Genomic DNA, 14,130 nt, shown 5'->3' on the forward strand with positions numbered 1-14,130 from the left:
TAAATAATATGGGTACACAACAAACAATCAATCCAGTGATACTGGAAAAGGTTACTCAAATACTACAACAACTTTTTAAAGTAGAAGTTGAAATTGCTTCTTTACAGTTTTTAAGCGAGCCAGAGCGCCGAAATGTTGTGTTACGAATTATGCTCCAAAGTACATTGAGCTCTATTCCCCAAAGCATTATTTTCAAACAATCATTACCCGAAGAATCAGAAGCCGATGATAAAGAGGCATACGTACGATTTGCCCGCGATTGGGCTGGTCTTGAGTTTGCAAACGAAATTCATCAAAGCATGCATAATGTCCCGCGCTTTTATGGCGGTGATAAAGAGTATCGATTTATTCTCATCGAAGATTTAGGAGCACCACATATAAGTTTGGTTGATGCATTGACACTCCCCTACCGCGATAAAGCGATTCGGGCTTTAGGTCGCTTCATGCACGCATTAGGGAGCTTCCATGCAGCAAGTTTTTCTAAAACAGAACGGTATGAAGCCATTCTAAATAAAATTCATGGGAATGCGGAAACATTGCAAGAGGACTTGGCGTTCACTCGTACAGATTTACTCGAGAAATTGCACACAATTAATAAAAAACTCAATCTGACTTTAACAACTGCATGCATTAATGAGTCCACTGCACTGATTGAGTCGATACTCACGCCAGGTCCATTTACTGTTTTAACTCATGGGGATATTTGCCCGGATAATGTTTTTGACCACGAAGAAACACGTGATTTGCAACTCATTGATTTTGAATGGGCCTTTGTACGCAATGCCCTATTGGATGGAACTTATCTTAGAATGAGCATGCCTACGTGTTGGTGTGCCAAAGCCATACCCGAGGAGGTCATAGCCCCTCTTGAAATGATTTATCGAGAAGAACTCAAACGAACTATTCCCGCAGCATCTGATGATTTAGCTTATGCTAAAGCCTATACTGAGGCCTGTGGTTTCTGGTTATTGCAACAAACCCTCCACTTTCTTAATTCGACTCTGGAAAAAGACAGAGTAGGTCCTTCAGGGCCTATTCCTCAAAACTCATTATGGGATATCAAAGAAAATTGGGTAAGGCCGAGAGCTTTATCACGTTTACAAGCATTTATTCATGTTGCATCCAAAACCAACTTATTACCCCATTTAAAACAAATGGCGGAGAACATACTCTGTGAAATGAACAAACTCTGGGCTGATGCAAAACCCCTAGAGTTTTATCCTGCCTTTAGGACACTAGATAAAAAATTTTATATTAGAGCTTTTGAAGCAAACGACACACAAGAAATCTGCCAACTCTTTTATGATACAGTCCACAATATTAACTGCAACGATTATACCCAAGAGCAACTTGACGCATGGGCACCTAAAAATCCGAATGTGTTCGAGTGGCAAAAATCTCTTACTAAAAACTACACCTTTGTAGCTATTGCTCTAGAAAATAATAAAATCATTGGATTTGCAGACTTAGAAGAAAATGGCCATCTCAATCGAGGGTATGTGCATAAAGACTATCAAAATCAAGGAATCGGAAAAGCATTATTAGAAGCACGTGAACATAAAGCAATTACCTTAGGAATTGTTACACTCTTTTCAGATGTCAGTATCACTGCGAAACCATTTTTTGAGCGTCGCGGGTACATTACGAAAGCAAAACAAACTAAAGAACTGCGTGGCACAATGTTTACAAACTATCGCATGATAAAAAAGTTGACGTCATCTACTAAATAAAATGTCTATGCAAACAAATGCAAAAGATGATTAGCGAAACATTGCTTCATTGTTTTCAGTGAGGCTTTCAAGATGCGTTTTTCGCATATAAATTACAACAAGCCCTAGATACTTTAAACTGAATTTTTGTTATGTTTAGTAGAAATCACTCACTAATGACATTGCGATAACCAGTGTCTTTAAATTCACTTTTAAATAAGAGTATAAAACACTATGGAGCGGTTAAAAGCCTATTTTCTTAAAGACACGACACTAAGAACTGAAATCATTGCAGGGATCACCACTTTTTTAACAATGGTGTATATTGCCTTTATTAACCCAAGTATTCTGCATGATGCAGGGATGGATCAAGGTGCAGTATTTACAGCTACTTGTCTTATTACTGCTTTTGCCTGTTTACTCGCAGGCCTCTTTGCTAACACCCCCATCGGTATTGCTCCGGGTATGGCTTTAAATATCTTCTTTTCCTATACGGTCGTACAAGGAATGGGTATACGCTGGGAACAGGCTTTGGCTATTGTTTTTCTTTCGGGTGTCTTATTCTTTTTTATGTCGCTCACTAGCCTGCGACGTCTTTTAATTGAAGCAATCCCCTATAATTTACAAATTGCTATCTTAATAGGGATTAGTCTGCTCATTGCGTTAATTACCTTACAAAATAATCAAATTATTATAGCGGATAACCATAATTTAATGCGTCTAGGTGAAATCAATCGGCCTGAAGCAGGATTATTTTTCTTAGGTTTTCTACTTATTCTGATTTTGGATTATTTTCAAATACCAGGAGCTATTATTCTTGGGATACTGAGTATTACCGCTTTAAGTTTGTTAATGGGCTTGTCCACCTGGCAGGGATTAATTTCCATGCCCCCTTCCATGCAAGCTACTTTTTTAAAACTTGATTTTTCTGGTCTAAATACTGCGCTTGCCATAAAAGCCACTTTCACCTTTTTTTTAATTGCTGTATTTGATGCAACAGGCACATTGATCGGATTATTGAATCCATCAGTATTCAAACAACAAAAAAACTATGGGAAACGCCTGAGTAACTGCTTAACAGCGGATGCAGCAGCTTCAGCTGTAGCGGGATTATTGGGCTCAGCAAGTACATCTCCTTATATTGAATCAGCGGCAGGTATTGAAGCGGGTGGACGTGGTGGTATTACCGCAATCGTCATTGCTCTCGGTTTTATTCTCATGTTATTTTTCTCACCTTTAGCGCGAATGATCCCTAATTTTGCTGTAGGTCCCGCTCTTCTTTATGTCGCATGTTGTATGATGAAACACCTTACTGATATGAAATTAAATGATATTAGTGAAACAGCACCCTGCATGGTTACAATTATGATGATCCCCTTTACTGCATCTATTGCGGATGGGATTGGTGGCGGTATTATTCTTTATACTTTGTTGAAACTATTAACACGGCAAAAAATTAACTTTTTACTCTGCATATTAAGCATTGTTTTTGTAATATTCTTTCTGGTTAGTTAAACAGAATTGGATTCGTTTTTTACTGCATATTTTGCAAAATTAATCATAAGGATATTCTACGATGTCCATCAAATGTTCCGTATTTATTGCTACTAGTGTCGATGGATTTATTGCTCGAAACGACGGCTCTATTGATTGGCTGATGAAAGTAAACTCCATTGTCCCTGAAGGTGAGGATGGTGGTTATAAAGCCTTTATTTCGACAGTTGATGGATTGGTCATGGGCAGGCACTCCTTTGAACAAGTCCTATCATTTGCTGAATGGCCATATGGAACACTTCCAGTAATTGTCATGAGTAGTACGGCAATAAATATTCCTCAGCACTTACAAAACTACGTTACCTCATCGTCTGAAACGCCCACTGCCCTCGTGCAACGCTTAGTAAAAAAAGGAATGAAACACCTTTACATTGATGGAGGAATCACCATTCAAAAGTTCATTGCAGAGCGCCTCATTAATGAATTAACCATTACATTAATTCCCGTTTTACTCGGTTCTGGTAGGTCATTATTTGGCCCTCTAAAAAATGATGTCGAACTGGAGCTTTTGGATATAAAGAATATTGGCTGTGGTATTGTACAATTAAAATATCGTCTTCCAGGCCCCAATTATTTGCATAATAAAATGCATTCAACTTAATGCAGTTGACGGGGTAATCACATTCGTGTACAAAAGTTGATTGAGCTTAATCGGCACTATAAGTTCAACTGAAATTGTTGTATGTAATCACCAACTCATCCATCTGGAGATTCGCATGCCCAAATTTTTTGATAGAGATACAAAAACGTTGTTCGTGACCAGAGGCCAAACAAGTACAGGTGATTTATCAGAAAATCATTTGGTTCTATTACCTAATCCCGATGAAATCCTCCCATCACTCGTACTTCGAAGACAAAATGCAGTGATATCAAGATTTTTTGAAAAGTGCTACATCAGTTCAGCAGGTGAAGAGCTTCATGGCAACTTTGATTTAAATGATCCGAGTAATGCCGATCTCGAAGAAGTAATTGATACAATTTATTGCCCTTAACTTTTCCTAAAATTTGCAAAAGCTTTCTACATATAAATGTAGAAGGCTTTTTCTCATCATTATGCTAATGCATTGATAGTGTTTAAATTTTATAGTGTTCGAAAAGCCATATACATTTGCCAAACTCTCTGCATATAATGCGTTTGGATGATACTTAAAATGTACACTTATATTCTTTATCATCAGTACACGTCAATAAATAAAATTCAATTCTTAATTTAATTAGGGTGAAATAATATGACTTCAAGAACAACACATGGACATCAGCCAAACGCCCATCAATCAACTACCCAACCACACACTACAGTAGTTGTTACGACTCCGGTAGTACAAGGCGCCCATCATAACGGTTTCTTTCAGCCACATCATCATGTACATAATCCATACCAAAATAATCACCATCATCAACAACAACATCATCAGCAACAACATCATCAGCAACACCATCAGCAGCATGACTCACATACACATACCCACCATCCTTAGTTAAGAGAGAGTCCCGGATCAACATTAAGTGATCCGGGACTGCAGTTTTTTCTGTATAAAAAATGAACACTCAGAAATCAATTTGAAGAAAAAAAGAAGCACTATGCATCGTATTTCATTAATTTCTTAACAATTAATATAATCTTGAAGCAAAATAGAAAAATGCTTCAAAATACCTTCAGTTACTCGTCAAAAAAGCTATGGTAAGTTTATAAATTTAGTTATTATGTTATTTACTTATGATTTTGCGGTTTTTCAATGCGCTCGATAGTAATTATAATTTTAACATTTATCTGCTCTGCATTAATTCATGCAAACGAAATTAATATTTCCACCACAACCAAGAACGGGAATACTATTTTTTACCTGCAAGCAGGAGCATTTAATTTAGAAAAAGATGCAAAGCAACGTGAAAAAGAGCTATCTGGTCTTGTTAGTGAACATGTAACAATTAAGAATCTATCAGATAAAAAACTTTATCTTGTACAAATCGGTCCTATTAGTGATTATCTTAAAGCGCGTGATTTGCAGAATAAACTAACCCAACAAATCAGTGCTCAAAAAAATCAAAAAAATAATGAGCAAAATCAAACACCTCCCTCGGTACAAACAAATCAATCTGAAAATTCAAGTGAGCCAACAGAAACACTGCCACCAAATAGTCAAATATGGAATTTAAGAAACGCGGATATCCGAGCTGTCATCGCTGAAGTATCGCGCGTTACAGGAAAAAACTTTGTCATTGATCCTCGTGTTCAAGGGAAAATATCGATTGTATCGTCAACACCAATGAATAATAACGAACTCTATCAAGTTTTCCTTTCCGTTTTGCAAGTATCGGGCTATGCTGCCATACCCAGTGGTGCAGTGATTAAAATTATTCCGAATATTGATGCGAAAACCCAATCACCTGATCTGCTGAACGAAATAAAACATCCGCCTCAAGGCGATGATATGATGGTCGCTGTTGTGCCTGTTCATTATGTTCCAGCAGAACAATTAGTCCCTGTTTTACGTCCGTTAATGCCCCAATGGAGTAGTATCTCCGCATATGCCCCTTCAAACATGCTCATCCTCTCAGGAAGAGCAAACAATGTTCATAGTCTTGCAGACATTATCAAACAAGTAGATAACTCAACCGCAAATGGTATTGATATGGTCCATTTAAGACATTCTTTAGCAATGGACATTGCCGCAACTCTAAAAGATCTAGTAAAAACCCAACCCAGTATGGGAGGAGCTCGAACTCAGTTAACTGTAGCGGCTGATGACCGCTCAAATTCTCTATTAATCAGCGGATCCAAAACAGATAGAATACGTCTTAGAATGTTAATATTAAAGTTAGATAAAGAAAGCTCTGAGGGTCTTAACACTAATACTCAAGTTGTTTATCTGAACTATCTCCGCGCAGAAGACCTAGTCCCCATTCTTGCCGGTATTGCTCAAGCAAACTTCAGTGGTAATGTTGGAACAACTATTGGCACAGTCACGCGTCCCGTTTTAGACAGCACTAACCCTGCTTCCAATCTTGTAAGCAACAGTAATAACTCTAGCTCTAGTCCGAGTTCGACTTCTCCTTATCCAGCAGGAGGCTCTCCATTGGCATCACCTGGGGCGACTGCAAATACTACGTCAGCAACCTCACAAAATGAAGGCTCCACAAAACCAACAGTACAAATTATTGCTGAGCCCAATACAAATTCTATTATTCTTAATGCCCCAGCGTCTGTAATACGAATTCTGAAAAAAGTAATTAGCCAATTGGATATTAAGCCTGCGCAAATTCTCATTGAGGCCATTGTCGCTGAGATAAATCAATCAGACATTAATGACCTAGGTATAGAATGGGGTAGTAATCAACAAACAGGAAAACCAGCCAGCTTTAGGCCTGGGTTTGCTATAATTAATAGCAAGACCAGACTTGATGATTTTCAAGCGCAAATATATGCCTTGGCAAGAGAAAATAAAGCGAATATTTTATCAACACCTTCGGTTGTAGTTCTTGATAATCGTCAAGCTAAGATACTGGTAGGTAAACAGGTTTCGATTGCATCCACTACTCAGCCTGCCAATGCGGGAGGTACAACAAATAATGGCGTACCATTTACCACTTTTGATCGGGTTAACGTTGCATTACATCTTTATGTCAGACCTCAAATTACGCGTGGCCAAGGCATTCAAATGCAAATCGATCAGGGCAATGATACTTTAGACCCACCAGTTGTTGCACCAAATACAACCACGCCAACATTTAGAATTAGCAGTATCGTTACTTCTGTTCATGTTGACAGTGGTGACATTGTTGTTCTAGGGGGATTAACTCAAGACAGTCTGGGTAATGACGATAATCGTATACCTGTGTTGGGAGATATACCAGGCATAGGTCGCATTTTCAAACGTAACGTAAATTCTCGCGAAAAACGTGTACTGATGGTCTTTATTAAACCCATTATTTTACGTAATGAACGAGATGCGATGCATATGACTGGCGAAAAGTATAATAGCGTACGTCAATACCAACTGGATTGGATAAGATCACAAGATGCATTTTTACAAAGTAATAACGCAACGGTAATGCCTGCTTTAAAACAAGCAGAATTACCTAAACCGTTTAATCGTCCACCTTTATTAGTAACGAACTAAACTATGGAACATGAAGAAACATCACTGAAAATCCCATACAGTTTTGCAAAAAACCATGGGATTGTTGTTGCCAGTGAAATGAGTGATGGTCATGTTCTTGTTTATTATTTATCTAACACGCCCTTACAAGCACTTGCCGAAATCAAACGATTATTACAATGTGAATTTACTTTAAAACAAGTTGATGAATCCGCGTTTCAGCAACATTTAGCTCATGTGTATCAATCAAAATCATCAATATTGGAAGCTGCTGGAGGAATGGAGGATGATATGGATCTTTCATTACTTGCAAGCCAACTACCTGTAAGTGAAGATTTGTTGGAAAATCAGGATGATGCACCAATTATCCGCTTATTGAATGCATTATTTACTCAAGCGATAAAGCAAAAAGCTTCTGATATTCATATTGAAACTTATGAAGATCGGGTCTTAGTACGTAATCGAATTGATGGGGTTTTACATGAAGTTTTAGAAATTCAACGGGCTATAGCTCCCCTAGTAATTTCCAGGGTCAAAGTTATGGCCAAATTAGATATTGCAGAAAAGCGTATTCCACAAGATGGCCGTATTTCCCTGCGTATTGGTGGACATAATATTGACGTCCGGGTTTCAACACTCCCCTCTAACCATGGTGAACGTGTCGTTTTAAGGATTCTAGACAAACAGGCTGCTCAATTAGATTTAAATTTGCTCGGTATGCCTGAGCCAACTGTGAAAGCCATGCGACGAATGATTGCCGAGCCTCATGGCATTATTTTAGTTACTGGGCCAACTGGTTCTGGAAAGACTACGTCCTTATATGCCATGTTAACCGAGTTAAATGAAGTCACACGTAATATTCTAACCATTGAGGATCCCATAGAATATGATCTTGAAGGTATAGGACAAACGCAGGTAAATACTAAAGTACAGATGACCTTTGCTAAAGGCTTGAGAGCAATTCTTAGGCAAGATCCCGATGTCGTTATGATTGGGGAAATCCGTGATTTGGAAACCGCTGACATTGCCGTGCAGGCGAGTCTTACCGGGCATTTAGTACTGTCAACTTTGCATACAAACAGTGCACTAGGCGCGTTAACCCGTTTACGCGATATGGGAGTAGAATCATTCCTTCTCTCCTCAAGTATTGTTGGACTCATCGCCCAACGACTGGTCAGAAAATTATGCCATCAGTGTAAAACACCTCATCAATTGAGAGATGATGAAAAAGAGCTTATGGGACTTGCTCCTGACGCAGATACTTCTAATGTTTTTGAGCCCAACGGCTGTGACGCCTGTAATCACTTAGGCTATAAGGGGAGAACGGGGATTTATGAGCTGATTACTATAGATGAAGTATTAAGAGGAATGATTCATCGTCATGAAAATTTACAAACAATGGAAAATCATTTACGCCCCACTACTCCCAGTATTCGCGATGATGGATTTCAGCGAGTGCTGGCCGGCGATACCTCACTTGCTGAAATCCTTCGCGTAACAACACAGGGTTAATTGATTAAGCATCACATCGAAGTGTTGCACAAAAAACAGAAAAAAAATGGAATAAATTAATACACTTTGTTCATATTAATATTTCTTTAAGCTTTTTCTTATATAATTTGAATTACTTTTATATTTTTAGCACAAAAAAGTGTTTAAAAAGTATTCGATTTTTTATAGTTAATCGCTGGGAGAATAACCATGCCATCTGGGAAACAAAGAGAATATTTTCACAAAAAGACTCAAGAAGCGCTTCAAAACTTACAAAAAGTAGGTACCCTTCATTTTTTTCGTGATCCCATTTTTAATGAAGCTTTGGCAATACCAATACCTAAAACAAAGAAAGTTGACTCGTTAGAGACTTACTTAGATAATTTAAGTAATGTGTTTAATAGCATATTATATTCTGCAGAAGCTGGTTTTTATAATGCTCTTAAAGTCAGTGATCAAGCTTCTCAAGTTGCTCCCGTTGCGAGCTTTTGTCTCGAGGTATTAGGTTCAATAATATATAAAATATCAGAGTTATTGCCTAAAGATGACAAAGAAATAGAACTACAGCCCATGATAAAAGGTAACTGAGTATTGCAAAATATCATACTCTCGTCATCCCGAGCTGACGTATACCTGGTTTTTTGAACATAAATTTGAATTAATTGCTCTTACTTATGAGCAAGCCATCATCCCTGCGAAGGCAAGGGATCCATCCATCAAGATGGTACAATGCCAAAATAGTAATAGATCCATGCCTTGCAGGAGTGACAACAAATTCATGGAAATACATCAGATCCTGAGTGTAGAGAAGGTTCTTCACTTCGTAACATATGTACCCTATTGCACTTGGGATAACAACACCTTCAATTATTCAAAAAATTGTTTCCTATTAATCGATAGAAAATTCCTATGAAAATCAAATGTTAATGGTTACTATATAGGATATTTGCTATATCAGTGGCTGGGCTCATTAAGTTAAGGAATTAGCAGTCTGTCCTTAGGACCATAAAGTCACGAATGCATGGAATGGGATAATTTTTTAGGATTGAGTGGTGCTGCCAAATAAAAAGGGATCAATTATGCGGCTTTGGATAGTAGGATGTATTTGTTTTAGTTTGTACGCATTAACATCCTGCACTGTATCTCTGCCCCAACAAAGCCAAGTTAAAAATATAAAAGCCATTCCGAATATGGAACACACCATTAAAAAAAGCTTACAAAAAAAAGCCATTTATTCTAAAGGCAAATGGCCCAGAGAACAATGGTGGTTATCTTATAATAACCCCGAGCTCAATACCTTAGTTGTAGAAGCATTAACGAATAATCCATCAATTCATGAGGTCAGAAATCGTATTGAAGTTGCCAAGCAACAAGCAATTGTTACGCGATCTGTATTATTCCCTTTAGTTTTCTTCAATGCAGATGAAAATCGACAATATATAAGCAAAAACGGTTTATATCGTGCGTTCAATCATAAATTCCCCTTGAATGCCACACTCTTAGACCTTTCGCTTTCCTTTAATTATGAGTTTGATTTCTGGGGAAAAAACCGTAATCTTTTTCACGCTGCATTAGGCGAAGCAAAAGCACAAGAAGCAGAAGCTGCTGAAGTAGTTTTGATTACAAGCACAGCAATCGCGCAAGCTTATTTTGCTTATAAAACGAATCTTATAAGAAAGCAATTGTTCACACAGTTAATTGATGTACGACAAAAAATTGCAAAATTGCAGCGCTTACTAGTACAAAAAGGACTTTCCTCAAAATTGCCCGCATTAGAAACTTCAGCAAACCTACTTGAATCCCAAAAATTACTCTCAAGTATTACTGATGAATTGACGGCAAATAAACACTTAATTAATACGTTAGCAGGTCGTGGACCAGATACTCCTCTTATGATAAATTCATCCCTTCCTGCATTGCCTAAAACTCTGAATATCCCTCAAATACTACCACTCGATTTCTTAGCACGCCGACCTGATCTTATGGCACAAATTTGGCGAGCTAAAGCCTTAGCCTACAAAACAGGGGCAGCGATGGCAGAATATTATCCTGACGTAAACCTTGCTGGCTTAATTGGCTTAGAAAGTACCAGTTGGAGAAAGTTTCTTGATATTTCAAGCGGCACCGCAGCGATTAGGCCCGCATTACAGTTACCCATTTTTACTGCAGGCGCGATACGCGCTAATATTAAGGCAACTAAAGCACAATTTGATGCGGCAATCAATTCATACAATAGTTTACTCTTATACAGCACCCAGGAAGTTCTTGATGTTTTGGCTTTTTCTGAAGACATTTATCAACAAAAAATAGAACAAAAAAAGATAGTAGAATATGCGAAACAACGTTATGAATTAAGTTTTTTACGCCATAAAAAAGGTTTAGATAACTTATTTGATCTTTATCTTATACAAGAAGAGGTCATCCAAAGAAAACTTGAAGATGTTACGCTGCTTTATAATCAATACTTAGCCTCTATAAAATTAACTAAGGCGTTAGGTGGCGGTTACCATCAAAATACCATCCCATTGGTGAAAAACTCATGAAAAAAAGATCTCCTTCTTTTTATTTTACACTTATTCTTATAGTCTTATTTATTTTTATTTTCTTGTATTGGTTTTTTGTATGGAGAAACCAAGCTTATACCAATAATGCTTATGTACAAGGGAATCAGGTTTACATCAAATCCTTACGGCCAGGATTTGTTACAGGCATTTATACCGATGATAGTTTTCTAGTAAAAAAAGGACAGCTCATTGTTTCTTTAAATGAAACTGATTCACTGATCGCGCTCGAAAAAGCAAAAAAGAAACTTGCCAAAACAGTACGTGATGTATGCCAAGCATTTCATGATGTGTTTATTTTGGCCGCAGATATTGAAGTTAGAAGTGCAGAGCTCTTAAAAACAAAACAAAATCTAAAGCATCGTCATGATGTCATTGGTGCCAATGCGATTTCTTTAGAAGAGTACCAAAATGCACAAGATGATCTCAAAGCCGCGTCTGCCACCTTAAGAAGTACTAAAAACACTTATCAAAAAAAGCTTGCTTTTGTACAAGGTACCTCCATTACAGAGCATCCATGGGTACAAGCAGCAGCACAAGAGGTGCGCGATGCATGGGTACAATTATATCGATGTAAAATTTATGCTCCTGTAGAGGGATTGATCGCACAAAGAACAATTCAAGTAGGCATGTGGGTTTCTCCCAATGATCCACTAATGGCCATTATTCCGCTCGATCAAATTTGGGTCAATGCCAATTATAAGGAAACTCAAATGAAAAGAATGCGTATCGGCCAAAACGTTAGGTTTACTTCTGATCTGTACGGTTCCAATGTTGTATTTCATGGGAAGATTGTCGGTTTACCAGGTGGTGCAGGTAATGTTTTTTCATTATTACCCCCCGAAAATCTCAGTGGGAATTGGATTAAAATTGTCCAAAGATTACCGGTTCGTGTAGCAATAGAACAGGATGAATTAAAAAAATATCCTCTGCGAATTGGTCTCTCTTTAGAGTTAACTACTGATTTGTCCGATCAAAACGGACTTTTAGTGCCCACCTCAACATCAAACTCACCAAGTTACGTTACTGAAATTTTTCAAAAAGAAGAGGCAGGTAATGAGAAGCTCATTGCAAATATTATTAAGAACAATTTAGACCCTAATCTTCAGGAGTTTGCCCATACTCCACTTAGGCACAATAAAATTGCGCTAAATAAAATGAGTAAGTAATGATTCTTTATATTTTACTGTTCTCACTTGCTGCAATCATTTTCAACCTGACCTTAACTATAATGGCTGGTCTATATATTGTCAGTGATCTGGGTGGCAGCCCTTATATGACGTCGTATACAGTCAGTTTTTTTTGCATTGGAAATCTCCTCGGCGTTCCTCTAGGCAAACCTACGGCAACACGCTTAAGCCCCATTCAGCTTTATGTAGTATGTCTTAGCCTTACCGCATTATTCTCGTGGCAATGCGCTATAGCCAACAATTTTTTTACTTTTATCTTATTCAGATTCTTAGAAGGATTGGCTTCAGGACCAATGTTTCTTCTTATTACGTGTACACTGATTCCGTTACTTTCATCAAATAAGGATAAAGTCTATATTGTTTCTTTAGTATTGATTTGTCTTTCAATAGTTCCGGTACTTGGTGCTTCATATGGCGCTTGGATTGCTTACATCTATGATTGGCGTTTCCTTTTCTATTCTAATATACCTATTTGTTTGTTTTTTATTGTTTATGTAGGTTATGGCTATAGAAAATATCATGAACCTGTTAAAAAGGCATATTTTGACAAACTCGGATATCTTTATTACTGCGTCAGCATGATCTTTATTGTCAGCGCGTTAACAATAGGCCAGGAGCTAGATTGGTTTCGCTCTCCTTTAATTACTTTTTTGCTCGTTTCTGGGGTAATCAGTCTTATCTTTTTTATTTTACGTAGTTGGTCAGCACAGCATCCTGTCATTGAATTAAAATTACTTAAGAATTTTTATTTTTCACTTGCAATGCTCTATATCATCTTATTTTTTGCACTCTATTTTGGTATGGTGATTTTATTGTCTTTATGGTTAAAACTTTATGTCAATTATACCCCCAATTGGATCGCACTCATTATAGGTACTATGGCATTTTGTGGATGGATTCCAGTTCTTTTCAATAAGAAACAATATGATCCGTTTTTCCCATTAATCATTGCCTTACTTTTTTTTGCCATTTCCTGTTTCTATACCACTTCCTTTAATGTAGATATTGATTTTAATCGAATTGCTTTTTCACGTGTATTAGCCGGTATAGGTCTCGCATTGTTCTTATCGCCACTCTTTCAATTGTCAGTACAAGCTTTTCCTGAAACAAAGCTTGCCGAAAGCATATGCTTCTTTCATGTCTCTCGATTGCTTGGTAGCGGATTAGGAGTTGCTTTATTTTCTATTTTATGGCACAGACGTGAAGTATTTTTTCATCTTCGTTTAGGAAGCAGATTAACTGCATTTTCCCAGGAAACACAACAGTTTCTCGAGCGAGCAAAACTATTTCATCTGCAAGGAAAACAGACTGCTGCCCAATTAAATGTTTATCTTACGCGACAAGCCACTGCTTTGGCATTGGACGATTGCTTTTATCTTATGGGCTGGATGGCTCTCAGTTTACTCTGTTTTTTAGTTGTTATTCTTTTATTTCGTAATAAAAAGCAAGCATCATCCCGAGTGCAACGAGAGATCCCCGCGTTGTAACAACGTGTTACGGTGGGATCTCTCGTTGTACTCGGGAT

The 14,130-nt window shown here is 37.6% G+C and carries 11 protein-coding genes; 10 read left to right on the forward strand and 1 reads right to left on the reverse strand.

What is annotated here, in order from left to right:
* The first annotated feature begins 8 nt into the window (after window positions 1–8).
* The 4 genes from BGO44_RS01745 (at window position 9) to BGO44_RS01760 (ending at window position 4,255) form a co-directional block, all read left to right on the forward strand.
* The gene (locus tag BGO44_RS01745; protein WP_273199148.1) at window positions 9–1,730 is read left to right on the forward strand and encodes a GNAT family N-acetyltransferase; all 1,722 of its coding nucleotides are present in this window, start codon (window positions 9–11) and stop codon (window positions 1,728–1,730) included.
* Window positions 1,731–1,943: 213 nt separating this feature from the next.
* Window positions 1,944–3,224 (forward strand): NCS2 family permease, encoded by a 1,281-nt coding sequence (locus BGO44_RS01750; protein ID WP_273199146.1) that lies wholly within the window; start codon window positions 1,944–1,946, stop codon window positions 3,222–3,224.
* 61 nt (window positions 3,225–3,285) lie between these two features.
* Window positions 3,286–3,864, forward strand: coding sequence for a dihydrofolate reductase family protein (locus tag BGO44_RS01755; RefSeq protein ID WP_273199144.1), 579 nt, complete (start codon window positions 3,286–3,288; stop codon window positions 3,862–3,864).
* A 115-nt stretch (window positions 3,865–3,979) separates the two neighbouring features.
* Window positions 3,980–4,255 carry a hypothetical protein gene (locus BGO44_RS01760; RefSeq protein WP_058512386.1) on the forward strand — a complete coding sequence of 92 codons (276 nt, stop codon included), beginning with the start codon at window positions 3,980–3,982 and terminating at the stop codon, window positions 4,253–4,255.
* A gap of 313 nt (window positions 4,256–4,568) precedes the next feature.
* Here BGO44_RS01760 and BGO44_RS01765 read toward each other — a convergent pair whose 3' ends face one another.
* Window positions 4,569–4,766 carry a hypothetical protein gene (locus BGO44_RS01765; protein ID WP_273199142.1) on the reverse strand — a complete coding sequence of 66 codons (198 nt, stop codon included), beginning with the start codon at window positions 4,764–4,766 and terminating at the stop codon, window positions 4,569–4,571.
* 233 nt (window positions 4,767–4,999) lie between these two features.
* On the opposite strand from BGO44_RS01765, the gene lspD reads away from it, so the two are divergent.
* From lspD to BGO44_RS01795, 6 genes are all read left to right on the forward strand, one after another.
* Complete coding sequence (gene lspD, locus BGO44_RS01770) at window positions 5,000–7,384, forward strand: GspD family T2SS secretin variant LspD (RefSeq protein WP_058512385.1); 2,385 nt, start codon at window positions 5,000–5,002, stop codon at window positions 7,382–7,384.
* 3 nt (window positions 7,385–7,387) lie between these two features.
* Window positions 7,388–8,875, forward strand: a complete 1,488-nt coding sequence (lspE, locus tag BGO44_RS01775; protein ID WP_058512384.1) for a GspE family T2SS ATPase variant LspE — start codon at window positions 7,388–7,390, stop codon at window positions 8,873–8,875.
* 189 nt (window positions 8,876–9,064) lie between these two features.
* Window positions 9,065–9,442, forward strand: coding sequence for a hypothetical protein (locus BGO44_RS01780; RefSeq protein ID WP_058512383.1), 378 nt, complete (start codon window positions 9,065–9,067; stop codon window positions 9,440–9,442).
* A gap of 491 nt (window positions 9,443–9,933) precedes the next feature.
* Complete coding sequence (locus BGO44_RS01785) at window positions 9,934–11,397, forward strand: efflux transporter outer membrane subunit (protein ID WP_273199138.1); 1,464 nt, start codon at window positions 9,934–9,936, stop codon at window positions 11,395–11,397.
* Window positions 11,394–12,584 (forward strand): HlyD family secretion protein, encoded by a 1,191-nt coding sequence (locus BGO44_RS01790; RefSeq protein WP_058512381.1) that lies wholly within the window; start codon window positions 11,394–11,396, stop codon window positions 12,582–12,584. Before BGO44_RS01785 ends, BGO44_RS01790 begins: the two co-directional genes overlap by 4 nt.
* Window positions 12,584–14,092 carry an MFS transporter gene (locus tag BGO44_RS01795; protein WP_058512380.1) on the forward strand — a complete coding sequence of 503 codons (1,509 nt, stop codon included), beginning with the start codon at window positions 12,584–12,586 and terminating at the stop codon, window positions 14,090–14,092. The genes BGO44_RS01790 and BGO44_RS01795 overlap by 1 nt, the downstream gene beginning before the upstream one ends.
* Window positions 14,093–14,130: the final 38 nt, after the last annotated feature.

The sequence above is a fragment of the Legionella sp. 39-23 genome, from assembly GCF_001897665.1.
GTDB classification, from domain to species: Bacteria; Pseudomonadota; Gammaproteobacteria; order Legionellales; family Legionellaceae; genus Legionella; species Legionella steelei.

Excerpts from the sequence above, each read along its gene's own strand:
- BGO44_RS01745 (WP_273199148.1), top strand. The coding sequence starts at position 9 with ATGGGTACACAACAAACAATCAATCCAGTGATACTGGAAAAGGTTACT.
- BGO44_RS01750 (WP_273199146.1), top strand. The coding sequence starts at position 1,944 with ATGGAGCGGTTAAAAGCCTATTTTCTTAAAGACACGACACTAAGAACT.
- BGO44_RS01755 (WP_273199144.1), top strand. The coding sequence starts at position 3,286 with ATGTCCATCAAATGTTCCGTATTTATTGCTACTAGTGTCGATGGATTT.
- BGO44_RS01760 (WP_058512386.1), top strand. The coding sequence starts at position 3,980 with ATGCCCAAATTTTTTGATAGAGATACAAAAACGTTGTTCGTGACCAGA.
- BGO44_RS01765 (WP_273199142.1), bottom strand. The coding sequence starts at position 4,766 with ATGTTGATCCGGGACTCTCTCTTAACTAAGGATGGTGGGTATGTGTAT.
- lspD (WP_058512385.1), top strand. The coding sequence starts at position 5,000 with ATGCGCTCGATAGTAATTATAATTTTAACATTTATCTGCTCTGCATTA.
- lspE (WP_058512384.1), top strand. The coding sequence starts at position 7,388 with ATGGAACATGAAGAAACATCACTGAAAATCCCATACAGTTTTGCAAAA.
- BGO44_RS01780 (WP_058512383.1), top strand. The coding sequence starts at position 9,065 with ATGCCATCTGGGAAACAAAGAGAATATTTTCACAAAAAGACTCAAGAA.
- BGO44_RS01785 (WP_273199138.1), top strand. The coding sequence starts at position 9,934 with ATGCGGCTTTGGATAGTAGGATGTATTTGTTTTAGTTTGTACGCATTA.
- BGO44_RS01790 (WP_058512381.1), top strand. The coding sequence starts at position 11,394 with ATGAAAAAAAGATCTCCTTCTTTTTATTTTACACTTATTCTTATAGTC.
- BGO44_RS01795 (WP_058512380.1), top strand. The coding sequence starts at position 12,584 with ATGATTCTTTATATTTTACTGTTCTCACTTGCTGCAATCATTTTCAAC.